Origin of the sequence: Micrococcus terreus (genome assembly GCF_900116905.1) — a bacterium.
GTDB lineage: Bacteria > Actinomycetota > Actinomycetes > Actinomycetales > Micrococcaceae > Citricoccus > Citricoccus terreus.
Genome location: NZ_FPCG01000004.1, coordinates 270,368 through 290,646, shown reverse-complemented (window position 1 = coordinate 290,646; position 20,279 = coordinate 270,368). Strand labels below are relative to the sequence as shown.

General features: G+C 68.6%; 20 protein-coding genes, 1 tRNA gene and 2 pseudogenes. 15 read left to right on the top strand and 8 right to left on the bottom strand.

Annotated features, from left to right (window positions below; all coding sequences use genetic code 11):
• Positions 1–3: 3 nt before the first annotated feature.
• Positions 4–714 (top strand): alpha/beta fold hydrolase, encoded by a 711-nt coding sequence (locus BM355_RS07195; RefSeq protein ID WP_091696598.1) that lies wholly within the window; start codon positions 4–6, stop codon positions 712–714.
• Here the strand turns inward: BM355_RS07195 and BM355_RS07190 are convergent, their stop codons facing one another.
• Together BM355_RS07190 and BM355_RS07185 are read right to left on the bottom strand one after the other, a co-directional pair.
• A complete protein-coding gene (locus tag BM355_RS07190) occupies positions 715–1,425 on the bottom strand; it encodes a response regulator (protein ID WP_091696596.1) in 711 nt (236 codons plus the stop codon). It abuts the gene before it with no gap.
• A complete protein-coding gene (locus tag BM355_RS07185; RefSeq protein ID WP_091696594.1) occupies positions 1,418–3,193 on the bottom strand; it encodes a sensor histidine kinase in 1,776 nt (591 codons plus the stop codon). Before BM355_RS07185 ends, BM355_RS07190 begins: the two co-directional genes overlap by 8 nt.
• A gap of 135 nt (positions 3,194–3,328) precedes the next feature.
• Between BM355_RS07185 and BM355_RS07180 the strand changes: the two genes are divergently transcribed.
• The 4 genes from BM355_RS07180 to scpB all read left to right on the top strand — a co-directional run bounded on the left by BM355_RS07180 (position 3,329) and on the right by scpB (position 7,707).
• Positions 3,329–4,777, top strand: coding sequence for a cation:dicarboxylate symporter family transporter (locus BM355_RS07180; protein WP_091696736.1), 1,449 nt, complete (start codon positions 3,329–3,331; stop codon positions 4,775–4,777).
• Between the two features lie 484 nt (positions 4,778–5,261).
• Entirely contained in the window at positions 5,262–6,119 is an 858-nt protein-coding gene (locus tag BM355_RS07175) for a ParA family protein (protein ID WP_091696734.1), read from the top strand.
• 44 nt (positions 6,120–6,163) lie between these two features.
• On the top strand, positions 6,164–7,117 hold the full coding sequence (locus tag BM355_RS07170; protein WP_425435608.1) for a segregation and condensation protein A: 954 nt from the start codon (positions 6,164–6,166) through the stop codon (positions 7,115–7,117).
• The gene (gene scpB / locus BM355_RS07165; RefSeq protein WP_091696590.1) at positions 7,114–7,707 is read left to right on the top strand and encodes an SMC-Scp complex subunit ScpB; all 594 of its coding nucleotides are present in this window, start codon (positions 7,114–7,116) and stop codon (positions 7,705–7,707) included. Before BM355_RS07170 ends, scpB begins: the two co-directional genes overlap by 4 nt.
• Before the next feature lie 72 nt (positions 7,708–7,779).
• Here scpB and BM355_RS07160 read toward each other — a convergent pair whose 3' ends face one another.
• Complete coding sequence (locus BM355_RS07160) at positions 7,780–8,616, bottom strand: NAD-dependent epimerase/dehydratase family protein (protein ID WP_218154321.1); 837 nt, start codon at positions 8,614–8,616, stop codon at positions 7,780–7,782.
• 124 nt (positions 8,617–8,740) lie between these two features.
• Between BM355_RS07160 and BM355_RS07155 the strand changes: the two genes are divergently transcribed.
• From BM355_RS07155 to BM355_RS07145, 3 genes are all read left to right on the top strand, one after another.
• Positions 8,741–9,220 carry a DUF2975 domain-containing protein gene (locus BM355_RS07155; RefSeq protein WP_177227875.1) on the top strand — a complete coding sequence of 160 codons (480 nt, stop codon included), beginning with the start codon at positions 8,741–8,743 and terminating at the stop codon, positions 9,218–9,220.
• A complete protein-coding gene (locus BM355_RS07150; protein WP_091696587.1) occupies positions 9,220–9,438 on the top strand; it encodes a helix-turn-helix domain-containing protein in 219 nt (72 codons plus the stop codon). Before BM355_RS07155 ends, BM355_RS07150 begins: the two co-directional genes overlap by 1 nt.
• Positions 9,439–9,515: 77 nt before the next feature.
• On the top strand, positions 9,516–10,835 hold the full coding sequence (locus BM355_RS07145; RefSeq protein ID WP_091696585.1) for an APC family permease: 1,320 nt from the start codon (positions 9,516–9,518) through the stop codon (positions 10,833–10,835).
• On the opposite strand, the pseudogene BM355_RS07140 reads toward BM355_RS07145, so the two are convergent.
• A pseudogene (locus BM355_RS07140) lies at positions 10,836–11,885 on the bottom strand (cytochrome c oxidase subunit I); the annotation flags it as partial.
• Positions 11,886–12,017: 132 nt separating this feature from the next.
• Between BM355_RS07140 and BM355_RS07135 the strand changes: the two are divergent.
• From BM355_RS07135 to der, 4 genes are read left to right on the top strand one after another with little or no spacing between them, the layout of a single operon-like run.
• Positions 12,018–13,061, top strand: coding sequence for a pseudouridine synthase (locus BM355_RS07135; RefSeq protein WP_091696582.1), 1,044 nt, complete (start codon positions 12,018–12,020; stop codon positions 13,059–13,061).
• Positions 13,058–14,185, top strand: a complete 1,128-nt coding sequence (locus tag BM355_RS07130) for a prephenate dehydrogenase (protein WP_091696579.1) — start codon at positions 13,058–13,060, stop codon at positions 14,183–14,185. Before BM355_RS07135 ends, BM355_RS07130 begins: the two co-directional genes overlap by 4 nt.
• The gene (gene cmk / locus BM355_RS07125; RefSeq protein ID WP_091696577.1) at positions 14,186–14,953 is read left to right on the top strand and encodes a (d)CMP kinase; all 768 of its coding nucleotides are present in this window, start codon (positions 14,186–14,188) and stop codon (positions 14,951–14,953) included. It abuts the gene before it with no gap.
• Positions 14,950–16,512, top strand: coding sequence for a ribosome biogenesis GTPase Der (gene der / locus BM355_RS07120; RefSeq protein WP_091696575.1), 1,563 nt, complete (start codon positions 14,950–14,952; stop codon positions 16,510–16,512). The genes cmk and der overlap by 4 nt, the downstream gene beginning before the upstream one ends.
• Here der and BM355_RS14605 read toward each other — a convergent pair.
• The gene (locus BM355_RS14605) at positions 16,421–17,056 is read right to left on the bottom strand and encodes an FAD-dependent monooxygenase (RefSeq protein WP_342715248.1); all 636 of its coding nucleotides are present in this window, start codon (positions 17,054–17,056) and stop codon (positions 16,421–16,423) included. The genes der and BM355_RS14605 overlap by 92 nt on opposite strands.
• A gap of 164 nt (positions 17,057–17,220) precedes the next feature.
• Positions 17,221–17,325: pseudogene (locus tag BM355_RS14600) on the bottom strand (FAD-dependent monooxygenase); the annotation flags it as partial.
• Between the two features lie 108 nt (positions 17,326–17,433).
• On the opposite strand from BM355_RS14600, the gene BM355_RS07110 reads away from it, so the two are divergent.
• The gene (locus BM355_RS07110; RefSeq protein WP_177227874.1) at positions 17,434–17,868 is read left to right on the top strand and encodes a DUF4825 domain-containing protein; all 435 of its coding nucleotides are present in this window, start codon (positions 17,434–17,436) and stop codon (positions 17,866–17,868) included.
• Between the two features lie 27 nt (positions 17,869–17,895).
• Here BM355_RS07110 and BM355_RS07105 read toward each other — a convergent pair whose 3' ends face one another.
• Positions 17,896–18,771, bottom strand: coding sequence for a transporter substrate-binding domain-containing protein (locus tag BM355_RS07105; RefSeq protein WP_245760651.1), 876 nt, complete (start codon positions 18,769–18,771; stop codon positions 17,896–17,898).
• A 166-nt stretch (positions 18,772–18,937) separates the two neighbouring features.
• Here BM355_RS07105 and BM355_RS07100 point away from each other — a divergent pair.
• Positions 18,938–19,011: transfer RNA gene (locus BM355_RS07100), tRNA-Pro, on the top strand.
• A 196-nt stretch (positions 19,012–19,207) separates the two neighbouring features.
• On the opposite strand, the gene BM355_RS07095 is transcribed toward BM355_RS07100, so the two are convergent.
• A complete protein-coding gene (locus tag BM355_RS07095; RefSeq protein WP_091696570.1) occupies positions 19,208–19,399 on the bottom strand; it encodes a tyrosine-type recombinase/integrase in 192 nt (63 codons plus the stop codon).
• A gap of 245 nt (positions 19,400–19,644) precedes the next feature.
• On the opposite strand from BM355_RS07095, the gene BM355_RS07090 reads away from it, so the two are divergent.
• Positions 19,645–20,265, top strand: a complete 621-nt coding sequence (locus BM355_RS07090; protein ID WP_218154320.1) for a hypothetical protein — start codon at positions 19,645–19,647, stop codon at positions 20,263–20,265.
• The last annotated feature ends 14 nt before the right edge of the window (positions 20,266–20,279 follow it).

Here is a 20,279-nt window from a genome sequence, read left to right as displayed (position 1 = left end):
TCCATGAGCACGCAGATCCTCCTGGTCCCCGGCTTCTGGCTCGGCTCGGGCGCGTGGGACCAGGTGGCCCCCGCTCTGCAGCACCGCGGCTACGAGGTCTCCGCCCTCACCCTGCCCGGCCGGCACCCCGGGGATGCGGACACGGACCGGGCCGCCCGCACCGCACCGCAGGACCAGGCCGAGGCGATCCTCACGGCCCTGGACCGGGACGCGGAGCGCCGCGTGCTGGTGGTGCACAGCGGCGCCGCGATCCCCGGAACCCTGGTGATCGACCAGCACCCCGAGCTGGTGGACCATGTGGTCTGGGTGGACACGGCACCGTGCTCCAACGGGGCCGCCATGGACGCGGACTTCGGCGGCGACTGGCTCACCCTGGAGTCGGCGTGGGAGCAGGAGCAGGAGCAGGGGTCGTTCCGCGACCTGACCGTGGAGCAGCTGGCCGCGTTCCGCGCGCAGGCCGTGCCCGAGCCCGGCGCCGTGGTCCGCACCCCGGTCCGCCTGGGCGACGAACGGCGCCTGCAGGTCCCCGGGACCGTGGTGTGCACCTCCTTCACCGCCGAGCAGTACCGCGAATACGCGCAGCAGGGAGTGCCGTTCCTGGCCGCCCTCACCGACCACCGGGGTCTGCGGTTCGTGGATCTGCCCACCGGCCACTGGCCCATGTGGTCCCGTCCGGACGAGCTGGCGCAGGTCATCGCGGACGCGGCCGGCTGATCAGTCCGCGGCCCCGGCCCAGCGGTACTCGTTCTCCGGCCGTCCCGGGGTGCCGTACCGGGGCTGACGCTCCACCACGCCCTGCTGGGACAGGTGCTCCAGGTACCGCCGGGCGGTGACGCGGGAGGTCCCGACGGCGGCCCCCACCTCCCCGGCGCTGAGGCCGGCTGAGGCGGTGCGCAGCAGATCGACCACCGCACTCAGGGTGCCCTCCGTCAGCCCCTTGGGCAGCTCCGGCGGGCTCACCGGCCGGTGCCGGCGGAACGCCCGATCCACGGCGTCCTGGTCCGCCGCGCTGCCGGTGCCGGCGAACTCGGCGGAGACCTCGCGGAAGGCACGCAGCCGCTCGGCGAACTGCTGGTAGCCGAACGGCTTCACCAGGTACTGCACCACGCCCAGGGCGATCGCCTGGCGGATGGTCTTGAGCTCGGTGGCCCCGGTCAGGGCGAGCACACCGCCGGTGAACCCCGCCGCGCGCATCTGCCGCAGCACCTCCAGCCCGTGGCCGTCCGGCAGGTTCATGTCCAGCAGGACCACGTCCACCCCGAACGACTGGCGGGCGGACCAGCGGGACTTCAGGAACCGCAGGGCGTCGGCCATGGTGGGGGAGCGGTGCACCACCTCGTAGCCTCCGGCCCGCGCCAGGTACTCCGCGTAGGTGTCCGCGGTCAGCTGCTCGTCCTCGATGATCAGGACGCGGTAGTCACGCATGGCCGTCCCCTCTGGTCTCTGCCGCCTCGTCCGCTGCGGACCTCCCCAGCAGGGCGCCGTGCCGCACGGGGATCTCCACGGTGAACACGGTCCCGGAGTCCACCGCCAGCTCCACGTGACCGCCCAGCCGGTGCGCCGTCTGGCGGACCAGGGCCAGGCCCACACCCCGGCCGTCCGGGCCGGCGGGCTTGGTGGACCAGCCCAGTTCGAACACCCGGTCCCGATCCTCCGGGGAGGGGCCGGGTCCGCCGTCGGCCACCTCCAGCACCAGCCAGCCCTCCTCCAGCCGCGCCTCGACCTCCACCCACCGGTCCTCCGGGTCCACGCCCGGCTCGGAGACGGCGTCCAGGGCGTTGTCCACCAGGTTGCCCAGCACCGTGACCAGGTCTGCTGCCGGGATCCCCGTGGGTACGTCCACCGTCATCCGGTGGTCCAGGGACACCCCGCGCTCGCGGGCCTGGGCGGACTTGGCCATCAGCAGGGCCACCAGGGCCGGCTCCGCACCGGACTCCAGCGCCCGGTCATCGGCGTGACCGCCCTGTCCGACGCTCTCCATCAGCAGGCGCTGGGCCTCCTCCACCCGGCCCAGCTCGAGCATGGACAGGACCGTGTGCAGCCGGTTGGCGTGCTCATGGGTCTGGGAGCGTAGGGCGTCGGTGAGCGATCGGGTGCTGGCCAGCTCCCGGTTCATCTCCTGCACGTCCGTGTGGTCGTAGAGGGTGACCACGGTGCCCTGGTCGGTCCCGGCCTGGCCGCTGCGCAGCCACTGCAGGGGACTGCGGGAGCGGTCCACGCGCGTGGGGTGCTGGTTGACCACCAGGATCCGGTCGCCGGCGGTGAACAGCTCGTCCTGGGCCGCCCGGCCGGACTGCAGCAGGGTCCCCAGCGGCGTGGGCAGGGACAGGTTCCGCAGGTGGAGGGTCCCCGGTTCACCGTCCGCTCCGGTCCCGAACGGCGGCAGGCCCAGCAGCTCGGCGGCGCGGTCGTTGTAGAGCCGCAGGTGCCCCCGGGGTGAGATGAGCAGCATGCCTTCGGCCACATTGTGCAGGGCGGTGTCCAGGAAGGTGAAGCGCTCGGCCATCTGCTCCGGGCCCAGGCCCAGGGTGGTGCGGGTCAGATAGCGGTGGAGCAGCCAGTTGAACAGCAGCCCCGCGGCCGCGACCACCCCGGCCACGGCCAGCAGCGCCGGGATGTGGGACCGCGCCAGGATGTCCAGCTGCGTGACCCGCTGGCCCACGGCCACCACGCCCACGATCGGGCCGTCGTCCAGGTCCTGGATCCGATGCGCCGGGAACTCGGCCCCGGGCTGGGAGCCGGCGGGGCCGTCGTCGGGAAGGGCCCTGACCGGGACCAGCGCCCGGACGGAGGGGCCGGCCTCTCCCGTGGTGGAGGTCTCGGCGAAGGCGGTCCCCTCCGTGGCGGGGGAGAGGGTGCCGGTGTAGCGGGTGCCGACCCAGTCGGGCATCCAGTGGGACAGTCGCGTGCCGTCCGGCGTGAGGAAGGTGACCCAGGAGACCTCGGCGCGTTCGGCGGCGTCCAGTGCGAGCGGCTGCAGCTCCGCGGAGGGGTCCTCATGGCCGTAGGCGACCACCACCTCGTACTCCTGGGCGAGCAGCTGCGCCGCGGACATCACCCGTTCCCCCTCCAGCCGGTGCACGGTGTCCCGGGTCTGCACGAAGCTGGCCCACCCGGCGAAGACCGTGAGCACCAGCAGGCCCAGCAGCTGCGCGGCTGCCAGGCGGCGGGCGATGCTCCAGGGGTGCTGCACGGGTCTCCTCTGCCGGTGATGGTCCTGCCATGAACTTTATGACCGCAACGGTGACCAGCGGCACAGCCGGACGTGATGATCGTCTCAGCAATCCTGACACCACCGGCGTCCGCGCCCCCACTGAAGAAGGTCACCATGGCTGAACAGCTCAGCTCGCAGCAGGCGACGGAGGCATCCGTCCAGAAGAAGACGAAGGACCGGACCCACTGGCTCTACATCTCCGTGATCGCCTCGGTGATCCTGGGTGCCGCCGTGGGCCTGATGTTCCCCGAGTTCGGCAAGTCCCTCAAGCCGCTGGGCGACGGCTTCGTCTCCCTGATCAAGATGATGATCGGCCCGGTCATCTTCTGCACGATCGTGCTGGGCATCGGCTCGATCGCCAAGGCCGCCACCGTCGGCAAGGTCGGCGGCATGGCCCTGGGCTACTTCATGATCATGTCCACCTTCGCACTGGGCATCGGCCTGGTGGTGGGCAACCTGGTCCACCCGGGCGAGGGCCTGAAGCTGGTCCCCTACGACCCGGCCAAGAAGGCCGAGCTGGACCCGACCGTCCAGTTCCTGCTGGACATCATCCCGGACTCGGTCCCGGTGCTGCCGGTGCTGTTCGTGGCCCTGCTGGTCGGCTTCGCGCTGCAGCAGATGGGTGAGTCCGGCAAGCCGCTGCTCAAGGGCCTGACCCTGGTCCAGGGCGTGGTCTTCCGCATCCTGATGATGATCATGTGGGTGGCCCCGATCGGCGCCTTCGGTGCCATCGCCGCCGTGGTCGGCTCCACCGGCTGGTCCGCCATCGGCGCCATGGCCCTGCTGATGGGCGCGTTCTACGCCACCTGCATCGTGTTCATCGTGGTCATCCTGGGCGGACTGCTCAAGATCGTCACCGGCCTGAGCATCTTCAAGCTGATGAAGTACCTGGGCCGGGAGTACCTGCTGATCTTCGCCACCTCGTCCTCCGAGTCCGCGCTGCCCCGCCTGATCGCCAAGCTGGAGCACGCCGGCGTCTCCAAGCCCGTGGTCGGCGTGACCGTGCCCACCGGCTACTCCTTCAACCTGGACGGCACCGCCATCTACCTGACCATGGCCGCGCTGTTCGTCTCCAACGCCATGGGCCTGGAGATGTCCCTGGGCGAGCAGATCGGTCTGCTGGTCTTCATGATCGTGGCCTCCAAGGGCGCGGCCGGTGTCACCGGTGCCGGTCTGGCCACCCTGGCCGCCGGCCTGCAGGCCCACAGCCCCGCACTGCTGGGCGGCATGGGCGTGATCGTGGGCATCGACAAGTTCATGTCCGAGGCCCGCGCCCTGACCAACTTCACCGGCAACGCCGTGGCCACCATGCTGATCGGCAAGTGGGTCGGCGAGTTCGACGGTGCCCAGGCCCGCGACGTGCTGGAGGGCCGCATCAAGTTCGACGAGGCCATGGTCACCGGTGACCACGGACTCTCCTTCGGTGGGAAGTCCGAGGGGGAGCTGGAGGCCCGGCAGGGTGAGGTCTTCGATCCCTACGCCTCGCCCACCGCTGCCGAGCAGGCCTTCGAGGGGCACCCCGAGTCGAGCCTGAACGTCACCGGGCGCTCTGAGCGCCGCTGACCTGCTCACCGGCTCAGCTGAGCACGGCAGGGGGGTGTCCCTGCCGACAGCGCCCCGCATCGTCTCCGGACGGTGCGGGGCGCTCTGCTGTGTGCTGGGATCAGCCGCAGTGTTTGCCGCACCGTTCGTGTGACAGCGTCCCCTGTCCGTCACCGCTGGTGTGACCGCACCACGCGTGCTGAGCGGCGTTCCGGTCACACGAACGGTGATGGAGCAGCCCACAGCGGAATCGGACCTGGGAACCGCCGCCGGGGCACCCGTGGTGAGGGGCCGTCGTCGGGACGCTGGACGTATACACTCTCAACCTGCACTTGAAGGTGAGGGCTCGCCGGTGGGGCTCCGGAAAGTTTCTCCGCATGCGGCCTGGCGCATTAGTGTTGCCTCTGTGCCGCGGACCCTGTCCGGCGCGCACTGTCCCGTCCGTCCCCGATCACCCGCAGGAGCAGGCCCCATCGTGAACAGCCAGCAGCCCACCCCCGTCCTGATGATCTCAGGGGAGCCGGTGATCGGACCCACGGGGCGGCCGAAGCACGATTTCCCGGAGCCGCCGCCGCTGGAGTCGCACGGCCCGGCGCGGATCATCTCGATGGTGAACCAGAAGGGCGGGGTCGGCAAGACCACCTCGACCATCAACCTGGGCGCCGCCCTGGCCGAGTACGGGCGCAAGGTGCTCATGGTGGACTTCGACCCGCAGGGCGCCCTCTCCGCCGGTCTGGGCACCAGCCCGCACGAGCTGGACACCACCGTCTACAACGTGATGATGGAGCGCTCGGTGACCGCCCGGGACGCGATCGTGGAGACGGACTTCGAGAACATCGACCTGCTGCCGGCGAACATCGACCTCTCCGCCGCCGAGGTGCAGCTGGTCAACGAGGTGGCCCGTGAGCAGGTGCTCGAGCGCGCACTGCGCCAGGTGCGGGACGACTATGACGTCATCCTGATCGACTGCCAGCCCTCGCTCGGACTGCTCACCGTCAACGCCCTGACCGCCTCGCACGGGGTGATCATCCCGCTGACCGCCGAGTTCTTCGCCCTGCGTGCGGTGGCCCTGCTGGTGGAGACCATCGAGAAGGTCCAGGACCGGCTGAACCCGGACCTGGAGATCGACGGCGTGCTGGCCACCATGTTCGACCAGCGCACCCTGCACTCCAAGGAGGTCGTGGGACGACTGGTGGAGGCGTTCGGGGACAAGGTGTTCGAGACCGTCATCAAGCGCACCATCAAGTTCGCCGACGCCACCGTGGCCGCCGAGCCGATCACCGCCTTCGCCCAGAACCACCCCGGCTCCAAGGCCTACCGCCAGCTGGCCCGCGAGCTGATCTGCAGGGGCGGAGCGCCGTGACCCCCCGGGCCGGCACCGCGCCGGCCCTGCCAGACCCTGCGGAGCTGCTCAGCGCTGACGCGCTGGGAGATCCCGACGACGGCCCCTCCGGCTTCTCCGTCAGCCTCACCAACTTCGCCGGTCCCTTCGATGTCCTGCTCTCGCTGATCGCACGGCGCCAGATGGACATCACGGAGGTGTCCCTGGCGGCGGTGACTGATGAGTTCATCGCCTACATCGCCCAGCTGCGCGAGACCGCCCGGGCCGCGGTGGCAGAGGGGACGGACGCCGGGAATGATGCCCCCGCGGCAGCCACAGCCCGAAGGGTGGCCGACGCCGCGCTGGACGAGTCCAGCCAGTTCCTGGTGGTGGCCTCCACCCTGTTGGACCTCAAGGCCGCCCGGCTGCTGCCAGCCGGCACCACGGACACGGAGGCGGACGAGGCTCTCCTGGAGGCCCGGGACCTGCTGTTCGCCCGGCTGCTGCAGTACAAGGCGTTCAAGGACGTCTCCGCCATGATGTCCACACGCATGGCCGAGGAGGCCCGGCGCTTCCCCCGGCAGACCTCCCTGGACCCGCGCTTCGCCGCCGTGCTGCCCGAACTGGTGTGGACCCTGAGCCCGGAGCAGTTCGCCGCCCTGGCCCAGGACGTGCTCACCCGCACCCCGGAGGAGAAGCCCGACGGCGTGGGGTTGGGACATCTGCACGCCCCAGCGGTCTCCGTGCGGGAGCAGGCCGGGCTGATCGCGGCACGGTTGCAGGCGGCCGGACGGCTCAGCTTCGCCGAGCTGGTGGCAGACGCCGACTCCACCCTGGTGGTGGTGGCACGGTTCCTGGCGCTGCTAGAGATGTACCGGGACCGAGCCGTCACCTTCGAACAGGACACTCCGTTGGGAGACCTGCAGGTGCAGTGGGACCCGACCGCAGCCGACGAGCTGCCGGTGATGAGTGGAGAGAGCGACTTCGACCAGGAGCCCGGTGAACCGGGGGAGTCCGAACCTGTGGAGGAGGAGTCATGAGCGATCAGGAGATCCCGGCCACCCCGCTGCGGGAGCTGGTGGAGGCCGTGCTGATGGTCGTGGACGAGCCCGTCACCGACGAGCAGCTCGCCGAGGCCACGGGAGCCGACGGCGCCGAGGTGCACCAGGTGCTGACCTCCTTGGTGGGCGACTACAACGGCGAGAACGGCTCGGCCCGCCGAGGCTTCGAGTTGCGCGAGGTGGCCGGCGGCTGGCGGATCTACTCGCGTCCGGCCCACGCCGAGGTGGTGGAGCGGTTCATCGTGGAGGGGCAGACCGCACGGCTGACCCAGGCCGCCCTGGAGACCCTGGCGGTGGTGGCCTACCTGCAGCCGGTCACTCGCTCGCGGGTGGCGGCCATCCGCGGGGTCAACACGGACACCGTCATGCGCACCCTGGTCAGCCGCGGCCTGGTCTCCGAGACCGGATCCGACCCGCTCACCGGCGCGGTCCTCTACGGCACCACGGGGACCTTCCTGGAGACCTTGGGCGTGGACTCCCTGGAGGAGCTTCCCAAGCTCTCCGCCCATCTGCCGGGAATCGGCGATCTTCCTGCCTTGGCTGAGGCGGACGAGGGGTTCCGGGGCTGACCCACGCTGGAATGATCCCCGGCTAGGGGCTGGGCTGACAGGACTGACGGACTCGATGCTCGGTCTCCTCGCTCAGTCCGGCGCCCACAGGTCCGCCGCGTGACTCCTCGAACGCCAGCGCGTCGGCCAGGGTGTCCTCCAGTGGCCTGAACGTGAGTCCGGCAGTGCTGGCACCACCGCCGCGCCACCAGGACCGGTGCCATGACCCGTCGCACGGCCGGCCACTCGCCGAGCCGCGCCGATCGCGTCGGTGAGCGACGTCGTCGGGCCGGTGGCATGGAAGGTCCCGGTGAGGCGTTGCTCCAGGCACCGCACCAGCCAGGCGGCGAGGTCCTTCACATCGATCATGGCGACGACGGCGCCCGCGGCATCTGGCACCACCACGCTCGGTCCTGTGAGGTGGGCGAAGCGCCACGGGTAGTAGCCAGTGCGGCCGGTGTCATCCCCAGCACCGCCGATCAGCCCGGGGCGCACCACCGTCCAGGCGCTCGCGGACTGCTGGACGATCTGTTCGCAGGCCACCTTGGCCGGGCCGTAGTCCTGCGGGCCGGACAGGCCGTCAGCGTTGAGTGGAGGCACCAGTTCGGCGTCCTCGGTGCGGCAGGGCTGGTCATGGAGCGCGTAGACGCTGATCGAGGAGACGTAGAGCCAGTGGTCGGCGGTGATGGAGGAGGTCGCCTCGCGGACGCGGCCAGGGGCGGAGGCCAGTTCGACGACGGCGTCCAACCGGGTGCCCTCCACCTCACGGTAGGGGTGAGGCAGGTCGCGATCTGCTCGGACCAGCTGGGCGCCGCCCGGAGCCGGGTTCGTGCCCCGGGCCAGGCAGGTGACGCTGTGCCCCGAGTCAAGGGCGGCCGCGACGATGTGGCGGCCGAGTTGGCCGGTGCCGCCGAGGATGAGCAGGTCCATGGACACAGCCTGCGCCATCGGCCCGGGGCGGGGCAGGGCTTCAGCGGTGGGCGTAGGCGCCACCGTGGTGATCGGCTCACAGGAACTATCGACTTTCGATAGAAAACTGTCTAGTGTCGGTGGCATGAGCAATCGCATCGTCGTCGACACCCTTCGAGTCATGCTGGTGGTGGCCCTGGTGGCCATCACCGCCCTCCAGGTCATCGGACTGCCGTGGCTGTCCGGCGTGATGGCTGAGGGCCTCCCAGGAGAGGCGCATATGCGCTGGCCGATCCTGATCCTGTCCATGCTGGGGCTGGCCTGTGTGCAGGTCGGCATCGTGTGCACCCTGCGGCTGCTGGGGTTCACGCGCAGCGATGAGGTGTTCTCCCCGCGTGCCTTCCGCTGGGTCAACGGCATCATCGGTGCGTTCCTGGGATGCAGCCTGGTCTGTGCGGCGACCATCGTGTACCAGTCGGCCACGGTGGCCGGACCTCCCCTGTGGATGATGGCTCTGCTGGGTGGAGTCTTCGCCGGGTTGGGCCTGGCGCTGCTGATGACGGTCATGCGCACCCTGTTGGTCCGTGCCACCACGCTGCAGAGCGAGATGGATGTGGTGATCTGATGGCGATCATCGTCCGCATTGATGTCCAGCTGGCCCGGCGGAAGATGTCCGTAGGGGAGTTCGCCGATCGAGTGGGGATCACTCCGGCGAACGTCGCCGTGCTCAAGAACGGCCGGGCCAAGGCCATCCGGTTCAGCACCCTGGAGTCGATCTGCGAAGTGTTGGAGTGCCAGCCCGGAGACCTCCTGGAGTGGGAGCCGGACGACGTGGAGGCATGACCGTCAGTTCTCTCTGGACGGGCAGACCTGTCCCTCCCGGTACCGCCCCAGGCGGCGTCAGAGCGTAGGTTGGGTGCATGTCTCACACCCCCACAGACGGCACTGCTCCGTCACTGCGCCGCGCAGTCACCACCACCGGACTGTTCCTCTTCATCCTCGGTGATGTCCTGGGGGCGGGGGTCTACGTTCTGGCGGGGACGATTGCCGGCATCTCCGGCGGAGCCGTCTGGGTTCCCCTCGTGACCGCTCTCGTGCTGGCACTGCTCACCGCCGGCTCCTATGCGGAGCTGGCCACCAAATACCCGCGAGCCGGCGGATCCGCGCACTACACCACGCGAGCCTTCGGACCGTTCATCGGGTTCCTCGTGGGGTTCTGCATGCTGGCAGCTGGCATCGTCTCCGTGGGCGCCCTGGCCCTCGGGTTCGCCGGGGACTACCTGACGGAATTCGTCTCACTCCCCGTCGCGGCCGTCGTCGTGGTCTTCCTGGGCCTGCTGGCCGCACTCAACGCCCGCGGGATCTCTGAATCCATGGGGGCCAACCGGGTGGCCACCATCATCGAGGTGGCCGGTCTGGTGGTGATCATCGTGCTCGGGATCATCGTGGTCTCACGTGGAGAGGGCGACCTCGGGCGTCTGACTCAGCTCGGCACGCCGGAGAACGGACCGCTGGCGGCTGTGCTGGCCGGCACCGTGCTGGCGTTCTACTCCTACGTGGGGTTCGAGACCAGTGTGAACATCGCCGAGGAGACCAAGGACCCGGCACGGTCCTACCCCCGGGCCCTGTTCGGAGCGCTGATCGTGGCCGGACTGGTCTACGCGCTGGTGGGAGCGGCTGCGTCCGTGGTGGTGCCCACAGCCGCTCTGGCCGAGTCCACCGCACCGCTGCTGCAGGTGGTGCAGGCCGCGGGGATCATCCCGCCCGTGGTCTTCAGTGCGGTCGCTCTGGTGGCGGTTGCCAACGGTGCGCTGCTGACCGGGATCATGTCTTCGCGCCTGGCCTACGGCATGGCCCGGGACGGGCTGCTGCCCGGGTTCCTCACCAAGGTCCTTCCCGAGCGCCGCACCCCGTGGGTGGCCATCCTGGTCACCACGGCCATCTCGGTGTTGCTGGCCTTGACCGGAACGCTCGAGGTGCTGGCCAGCACCATGGTGCTGCTGCTGCTTGTCGTGTTCACCGCCGTCAACGCCGCAGTCCTGGTGCTGCGCCGGGACACGGTGGAAGGCCGCCACTTCCGCGTACCGATCGCTCTGCCGATCGCGGGGATCGTGGCCTGCCTGGGGCTGGCCACCCAGGTCGAGGCAGAGGTATGGGCCGTAGGCCTGCCGTTCCTGGGTGTAGCCGCTGTGCTGGCCGGCATCGCCGCCTGGCGCCGAAGGACCGCTCGCTCCACCTGATCAGATGGATGCCCGCTCACCGAACAGCTCGGGTTCGTGCTGGGGTGAGGAGGGACTGAGTTCGGGGTGGTGCAGGTCCAGGGCAGGACGTTCGGAGCGGATGCGGGGCAAGGAGGAGTGGAAGTTGTGCCGCGGCGGCGAGCAGGAGGTGGCCCACTCCAGGGAGCCGCCGAAGCCCCAGGGGTCGTCCACCGTGACCTTCTTGCCGTGGCGGGCGGTATGGACGAGATTCAGGAAGAACGGGATCATCGAGGCCCCCAACAGCAGCGAGAACACCGTGGAGAACTGGTTCATCGCCGTGAATCCGTCCTCCACCAGATAGTCCGCGTAGCGACGGGGCATGCCGATCACACCCAGCCAGTGCTGGATCAGGAACGTGCCGTGGAAGCCGGCGAACAGCATCCAGAACTGGATCTTGCCCAGACGCTCATTGAGCTTCCGCCCGGTGAACTGGGGCCACCAGAAGAAGAACCCGGCGAACATGGCGAACACCACCGTCCCGAAGACCACGTAGTGGAAGTGAGCCACTACGAAGTACGTGTCGGTGACGTGGAAGTCGAGCTTGGGCGCCGCCAGGATCACGCCGGTCAACCCTCCGAAGAGGAAGGTCACCAGGAACCCCAAGGACCAGAGCATGGGCGTCTCGAAGGTGATGGATCCGCGCCACATGGTGCCGATCCAGTTCAGGAACTTCACCCCGGTGGGCACGGCGATCAGCATGGTCATCAGTGAGAAGAAGGGGAGCAGCACGGAGCCGGTGGCGTACATGTGGTGCGCCCAGACCGTGACAGAGAGCGCGGCGATGGCCACGGTGGCGAACACCAGGGACTTGTAGCCGAAGATCGGCTTGCGGCTGAAGACCGGGATGATCTCCGAGACGATGCCGAAGAACGGCAGCGCGATGATGTACACCTCGGGGTGGCCGAAGAACCAGAACAGGTGCTGCCACAGGATGGCACCGCCGTTCTCCGGATCGAACACCCGCCCGCCGAACCGGCGGTCGATCCCCAAGGCGAACAGAGCGGCGGCCAACGGCGGGAACGCCATCAACAGTCGGTCGTCGGCTGACACCAGAGCGTGGACTATGATGGAGTGTTCGGTGTAGCGCACTCCTGCGCCCCGATCCGGCCGTCACTGGCCACCTCGACCCCTGCACATGCCGTGAGGCACTGAAAGGACCCCATGACTCCGCGTACCCCAGGCAACCGCTCCGGCGGATCTCAGAACTCCGGCGGCGCTCGCCGCGGCCAGGGCGGATCCCGTCCCGGCTCGAACAAGGGCTTCAGCAAGTCCGGCGCCGGCAAGTCCACGTCTCCACGCTCCGGCGGACCGACCTCCGGCCGCGGCCGCACCCCGCAGCCCGGTCAGAAGGGTGGTCCGTTCCAGCGGGACAACTATGACCGCAACCTCGGCGCAGCTCCCCGCGCGGCTGGCCAGTTCGCCAAGGAGGCCGGCCGTCCCTCAGGCAAGATCGATCCGGCCGTCAAGCGCATCCATGACCAGGACGGTGAGCGTCTGCAGAAGGTCATGGCCCAGGCCGGAGTGGCCTCCCGCCGCGTCTGCGAGGACCTGATCGCCGAGGGCCGCGTGGAGGTGGACGGCGTGGTCGTCACTGAGCCGGGCATCCGTGTGAACCCGGAGCGTGCCGTCATCCATGTGGACGGCATCCGTCTGCAGCTGGACACCCGTCTGCAGTACTTCGTCTTCAACAAGCCCCGCGGCGTGATCTCCACCATGGTGGACCCCGAGGGACGGCCCAGCATCTCCAACTACCTCAAGGCCGGCCAGGAGCGACTGTTCCATGTGGGCCGCCTGGACAACGAGACTGAGGGGCTGCTGCTGCTGACCAATGACGGCGAGCTCTCCAACCGGCTGACCCACCCACGCTACGAGATCCCCAAGACCTACCTGGTCCAGGTGCCCGGTCCCATGGCCAAGGGCGTGGGCACCCAGCTCAAGGAAGGCATCGAGCTGGAGGACGGGATCGCCAAGGTCGACTCCTTCAAGCTGATCGACTCCACCCCGGGCCACGTGCTGGTGGAGGTCGTGCTGCACTCGGGCAAGAACCGGATCGTGCGCCGCATGTTCAAGGAGGTCGGCTACCCGGTCGAGCGTCTGGTGCGCGTGCAGATGGGCCCCATCCACCTGGGCGACCAGCGCCAGGGCACCGTGCGCCCGCTGAACTCCCAGGAGGTCGGGCACCTCATGGCGGCGGTGGGACTGTGACCGCACCGGTCTCCACGGTGCTGATCCGCGGGACCGGCCTGCTGGGCACGTCGATCGGTCTGGGCCTGCGCGCCCGCGGCACCACGGTGCTGCTGCATGACCCCTCGCCGTCCGCTCAGGCGGTGGCCCAGGACATCGGTGCCGGGCGGGCCTACCCGGTGGACGCCGCAGGCGTCCTGATTCACGACGACGGCCCCTCACCTGAGGTGGTCATCGTCGCCGCGCCGCCGGACGTCACCGGGCAGGTCGTGGTGGACTCGCTGCGCAGGTTCCCGGCCGCCGTCGTGATGGACATCGCCTCGGTGAAGGTGCAGATCGCCGCTGACGTGGCCGAGGCCGTGTCTGAAGGGACCATCACCGCGCAGGACGCCGCCCGCTATGTGGGCACCCACCCCATGGCCGGGCGGGAGCGCTCCGGGCCGGTGGCCGCACGGGGTGCGCTGTTCACCGCAGCACCGTGGGTGGTCTGCCCCAACGAGCACACCGCCCCGGAGGCCGTGGAGTCCGCCGAGCAGCTGGCCCGGGCCCTGGGCGCCACCGTCTACCGGATGGGCGCTGAGGAGCATGACGCCTCGGTGGCCCTGATCTCGCACCTGCCGCAGATCGCCGCCTCGCTGGTGGCCTCTCGGCTGCAGGAGACACCGGCCGGATCCCTGGCGTTGGCCGGCAACGGGCTGCGGGACACCACGCGGATCGCCGCCTCAGACCCGCAGCTGTGGGTGCAGATCCTCTCGGCCAACGCCCCGCAGATCGTGGAGATCCTCTACGGAGTGCGGGAGGATCTGAACCGGCTGATCGGGACCATGGAGCAGCCCACTGCGCCGGGCTCGCGCCTGGACATCGCCCAGCTGATCGCCGAGGGCAACGCCGGACAGGCCCGCATCCCCGGCAAGCACGGCGCACCGCCGCAGGCGTTCGCCGTGGTCACCGTGCTGGTGGACGACACTCCGGGCCAGATCGCCGCCGTGCTGGCGGACGTGGGTGAGGCTGGAGTGAACGTGGAGGATCTGCGCATGGACCACTCCGCTGGGTACGAGGTGGGCATGCTGGAGATCTCCGTGGTGCCCGGCCACAAGCAGGAACTGACGGACGCGCTGACCGCGCGGGGATGGAAGGTGGTCTGAATGACCGAGGTGAACGCACAGGAGAGCCCCCGCCTGGTGGTGGCCGTGGACGGTCCCTCCGGCTCCGGCAAGTCCTCGGTCTCCAAGGAGGTCGCCCGTCGGCTCGGAGCCGCCTACCTGGACACCGGTGCCATGTACCGGGCCGTGGCCTGGCACTGCGCGAACTCCCAGGTGGACCTGACCGATCCGGAGGCGGTGCTGGCCGCCGCCCAGGGGATCGAGCTGGTGATCTCGGTGGATCCGGACGCGGAGCGCGTGGTGGTGGGCACCGAGGACATCACCCAGGCCATCCGTGAGCCCGAGGTCACCGCCGTGGTCTCCACCGTGGCCACCAACATGCCCGTGCGACAGTTGTTGGTGGAGCGCCAGCGCCAGATGATGGACACCCACCGGCGGATCGTGGCCGAGGGCCGGGACATCACCACCGTGGTGGCCCCGGACGCCGACGCCCGCGTGCTGCTGACAGCCTCCGCCGAGGCCCGGATGGCCCGCCGCGGGATCCAGCTGGGCGGCACCGTGGGTGAGAAGGACCTGAAGGAGCAGATCTCCGGCCGAGACGCCAAGGACTCCACCGTGGTGGACTTCATGACCCCCGCGGACGGGGTCGGCCTGGTGGACTCTACCGAACTGGACCTGGAACAGACCGTGACCGCGATGCTCGGTGAGATCGAGCGTCAGGCCGGGGCCGCCGTCGGGAATCCCCTGGAGGGGAATGCCGCGGCGACCGGCCAGAATGACCTGACTGACAGCGAAGGACGTGCCGAATGAGCACCGAGAACACCAACGCCCCTCTGGGCGGATCAGACGGCTCCGAGGACGAGTACGTCCCCACTCATGAGGACCAGATCGCCCAGCGCCTGGCCGAGCTCTCCGAGGAGGACGCCCGCCAGCGCGCGGAGGCCCTGCGCGCCGGGCTGCTCGACTATGACCTGGACGAAGAGGACGCCGCGCTCCTGGACCTGTGGGAGGAGGGCGAGCCTGAGCCTGAGGACGAGCCGATCCCGCCGGTCCTGGCGATCGTCGGACGTCCGAACGTGGGCAAGTCCACCCTGGTCAACCGCATCATCGGCCGGCGTGAGGCCGTGGTGGAGGACGTGCCGGGTGTGACCCGTGACCGCGTCAGCTATGAGGCTGAATGGAACGGCAGGGTCTTCACCGTGGTGGACACCGGGGGTTGGGAGCACGATGCCAAGGGCATCCACCAGCGGGTGGCCGAGCAGGCCGAGCTGGCCGTGGACGTGGCCGACGCCGTGGTGTTCGTGGTGGACTCCACCGTGGGCCCCACCTCCACGGACGAGGCCGTGGTGAAGATGCTGCGCCGCAAGGGCAAGCCGGTCATCCTGGCCGCCAACAAGGTGGATGACATCACCCAGGAGGCCGACGCCGCCTCGCTGTGGGGCCTGGGCTTCGGCTACCCGTACCCGGTCTCGGCCATCCACGGCCGCGGCACCGGCGACCTGCTGGACGCCGCCCTGGACGAGCTGCCGGAGGAGTCGGCCTACGGCGGGCTGATCCCGCGCGGCGGTCCCCGGCGGGTGGCGCTGCTGGGGCGTCCGAACGTGGGCAAGTCCTCACTGCTGAACAAGCTGGCCGGATCCGACCGCGTGGTGGTGGACGACCTCGCCGGCACCACCCGTGACCCGGTGGATGAGCTGGTGGAGCTGGGCGGACGGCTGTGGAGGTTCGTGGACACCGCGGGCATCCGCCGGCGCCAGCACATGGCCCACGGCGCCGACTACTACGCCTCCCTGCGTACCCAGTCCGCCCTGGACAAGGCCGAGGTGGCCGTGGTGCTGCTGGAAGCCTCCGAGGTGCTCTCCGAGCAGGACGTGCGCATCCTGCAGCTGGTCCTGGAGTCCGGCCGCGCCCTGGTGCTGGCCTTCAACAAGTGGGACCTGCTCTCCCAGGACGAGGATCGCCGCTGGTACCTGGAGCGGGAGATCGAGAAGGACCTGGCCCACGTGGCCTGGGCCCCACGGGTGAACCTCTCGGCCAAGACGGGCTGGCACAAGGACAAGTTGGTGCCCGCCCTGGACACCGCCCTGGAGTCCTGGGACAAGCGCATCCCCACCGGCAAGCTCAACGCCTTCCTGGGTGAACTGGTGGCCGAGCACCCGCACCCCGTCCGCGGTGGCAAGCAGCCTCGCATCCTCTTCGCCACGCAGCCCAGTTCGCGTCCGCCCAAGTTCATCCTGTTCACCACCGGGTTCCTGGACCCGGGCTACCGCCGCTTCATCATCCGGCGCCTGCGGGAGACCTTCGGGTTCGAGGGCACCCCGATCGAGGTGGCCATGCGCGTGAGGGAGAAGCGCGGACGGCGCCGCTGACCGGGCCGCGCCTCGCCCAGTGCGGGGCGCGCTCGGAGAGCAGCCCGACGCCCACCAGGTACCCCGGGATCGGCGCCAGCGCCGGGACCCGGCGCAACAGCGCCACCAGGGGCTGGGGCGCTTCGGCGAGCCTCCCGCTGAGCACCTGGATGATCGGTCGGGCGTGCAGGATGCGTTGGAGTCCCTGGGCGGCCACCGTCGGCATCAGACGACGACGTCGGACCCTTGCCAGGTCCTGCACGCTCACCTCGCCCTGGCGCAGGGAAGGTGCCAGCAGCCGCGCCGTGGCCACCGCATCTTGAACCGTCAGGTTGATGCCCACCCCGCCGACCGGGGACATGGCGTGGGCGGCATCGCCAATGCACAGCAGCCCGGCGCAGTGCCACCAGGTGAGCCGGTCCAGGCGAACATCGAGGTGCTTGACCTCATCCATCGAGGCGAGCTGCTCCACCTGGGAGCCTTCGGGCAGCAGGTCCCGGACGCTCTGGCGGAACGCTTCGATTCCGGCGGCGCGCAGCTGGGCGTCGCGACCCTTGTGACCCAGTAGGGCAACCTGCAGGTACCCGGTGCGGGGGATGGCAACCGGGAGAAGTCCACTGCCCGCACCACGGTCCCGTCCGGCTGGGTGAGGTCCATTCCCTCCAGTCGGCTCTGAGGGAGCGCATCAAACTCGTTGAACAATGCCAGATCGTCAAGCGGGGTTATCGTGCTGGGGTGGACGGTGTCGCCACGGAAGTCACGCAGAAAGTCCGTGTGCTTCTCCAGCACCGTCACGGTGATGCCGGCGCGGGCCAAGAGCAGCCCCAGGACCATTCCGGCCGGACCGCCGCCGACCACCACCACGGAGCTCGTCATGAACCCATGGTGTTCCTTCGGGGTGTCTCCGGGCAATATCCCAGGTCAGGCTGGCACACTGCGACCATGAAACGTTGCATCCAGCCCGCCGGGGCGGCCGTTCTTCTCGCCGTGACCCTGGTGGGGTGTGCCGAGGCACAGCAGGTCCGCGACCAGGCCGATCAGGTGATCTCCCAGGCCCAGGAGCTGGGCGACCTCACGCGCGAGTCCGTGGAGAACTTCGATTGGAACTCCCTGAGTGAGTACCAAGACATCTACCTGGGCGACAACTCGAAGGTCGTGGAGTTCTTCCGCTCCATGCCTTCCGGCCCGGACATGGAGACGTTCCAGATCCAGGGGGACGAGGGCAAGCTCATCGTGAACTACGGCGACGAGGCCACCACCATCGACCCCGCGGTGCTGCAGACCACCATGGAAGAGGTCGCCGCCCAGGCCAAGGAACGCGTGCAGAACCTCGAGACGGTCGAGTTCCACGTGGGGGACAAGACCTACACCTTCTGACGCGTTGCAGCAGGCGCGTCGGCGCCGTCAGTCCTCGGGGATCAGCTCCACATTGCCAACCCACGGTTCAGCGATCTCGTCGTACGTTCCGTCCTTCAGCGCAATCGTCAGCCACTGGTCGACGTACTCCTTGAAGACCACATCGCCCTGCGGGAGCATGTAACCCATCACCGAGAAGTCGTAGGTCTCATCCGGGTTCACCGCGCACAGTTCGTCGTACTCGTGGGCGATGTAGAGCACCTCTGCACGATCAGTCGTCATGACATCGGCACCGCCGGCCACCAGCTCGTCGAAGATCGTCAGATTGTCGTGGGTCTTCAAATCCCCGTTGGGGAAGTGCTCCCGGGCGAAGGCCTCATTGGTCCCACCCTCCGGGAAGATCGAGGTGACGTTGGGCTGGTTGATGTCCTCGATGGTCTGGTAGTTCTGCACCTCATCGCAGCGCGCGATCGACGTCTTGCCGTCCTCCAGGATCGGATCGCTGAAGAAGACCTGCTCCGCGCGGGGCGGGTTCATAGAAATTCCCCCGACGGCGATGTCGCAGTCGCTGAGGAACGTGTCCATCAGATCGCCCCAGCTCGTCTGATGCCACTCGATGTCCACCTCAAGTGTCTCGGCGAGGTCCGCAGCCATGTCGACGTCAATGCCGGTCAGTTCGCCGTCTCCGGTGTCCTCAGTAAACGGTGGGTAGTCGCCCGTGGTGCAGGCGTTCAGAACGCCGGAGGTCTTGATCGTTTCAAGGCGTGACTCGTTGGTGCTGGACTGAGCGCCGTGTGCCGATGGCCCCTCTGAGTCCGCGCTGTCGATTGCACGGAACTGATCGGCACAGCCAGTCATGAGAATGAGCGCCGTGACTGCTCCCAATGCGGTCATGGTGTGGCGAATGCAGTGGGCGGTCGTCATGATGTTCTCCAGACTCTTTAGCGCAAGCACGTTATTCGAGTCACGCTACTCCGGCTGTTCGTCGGAGGGGATGGGCGACATGGCCGATCAGGCCCATTGAGTGGTCCGAAGTGAGGCTCTGAATGGGGTACAGTTGTCTGGTGGCCGCGCCAAGTTGGGCGGCCAGCGGGCTGTGGCGCAGTTTGGTAGCGCACTTGACTGGGGGTCAAGGGGTCGCAGGTTCAAATCCTGTCAGCCCGACAGAAAAGCCCCGATGAGAAGCCATTTTCATCGGGGCTTCGTCGTGTCTGGCGACGGGATTTTGTTGGTCCCCTCTGGTCCCCTCGCCAAGGCATCGATGCGGGTTCACGGACGTCGGAGGGCGTATCTGGCTCTCTGGAGGTCGTTGCCTGTGGATAAGGGGACCAGAGCCTCCGTCGTGGCTCCCGGCTCCCCGTCACAGTGACCTCGAGGCCTCGCGCCGGCTCGGTCTGCTGGCCTTAGCGGATCTGGGAAGGAAGGCTTTGGCCTGCTCCGCAGCAGAGGCGAGGTGTCGGTCGTTGGGGTGCAGGTATCCGCGTGTGGTCTCGACGGAGGCGTGGCCGAGGATGTCCGGAAGGACGTGGAGCGGGATGCCTGCGTCGGCCATCCAGGTCGCGCCGGTGCGCCGGAGGCCGGGCCGGGTGAGGTCGGGCAGGCCGAGATCGCTGACGATCTAGTCCCCGTTCGTCGCTGCCCGCACGGTCGCGGTCTTGAGAGCGCCGCACTTCGGGCCGACCAGCAGCCGGTCCTCGGGTTCTTTCCCCTCTGTGAGCCGCTCCAGGACCGGTAATGTACGTTCCTAGTCTGCAAGACGCCGTGAATCGGTACGCCACGAGTCTCGTGGTGCCCTCGATGCTTGCGAAACTGCATCCTGGCGCCCGAGGGAACCCCGGCAACGCTGGGGCGCTCGCGCCTGCGATCGTTCTCACCGCGGTGTCTGCCTCTGAAGGTTTCGTTGAGGAGTTCGTGGCGCTCGTCGCCGCTCACCGAATCCAGAGCTTTCGACAGATCGCCAAATTGGTGTCTATGAACAACCCCACTGTGAGGGTGTTCGATGAGAAGCTCCGACAGGTGCTTGCCTGGGGAGACGGCACGATTTTGAAGACGCCTTTCGCTGTGAACGTCTGGAAGCCTACAGCGATCGGCGACTCGTCGTGGGTTCGTAAGCAGGCGCTCTCGTGGACGGATGCGGAGACGCACGCCGAGGGCTGGATGCAAGTCCGTCATTGCCTCACACATGGGTTAGCGCGCGGATTCCGTTCCGAGGTGTGGCCTGGACCGCTCAGAGGAACAGTGTCGGCCTCGAGTGTGTTGCGGCCGAGGAGCAACGGCAAGTACTCATTGTCGGTTCATGGCGCCGAATCTTATGCACATATCTATTGTGTATGTGCACAACGCCTCGCTGATGAAGCAGCTTTTTTTGTAGGCAATCCCACGCTGGACTGGTCAAGGGTGCCCGACTTCAAGCTCTAGGCGTATCGGTGCGC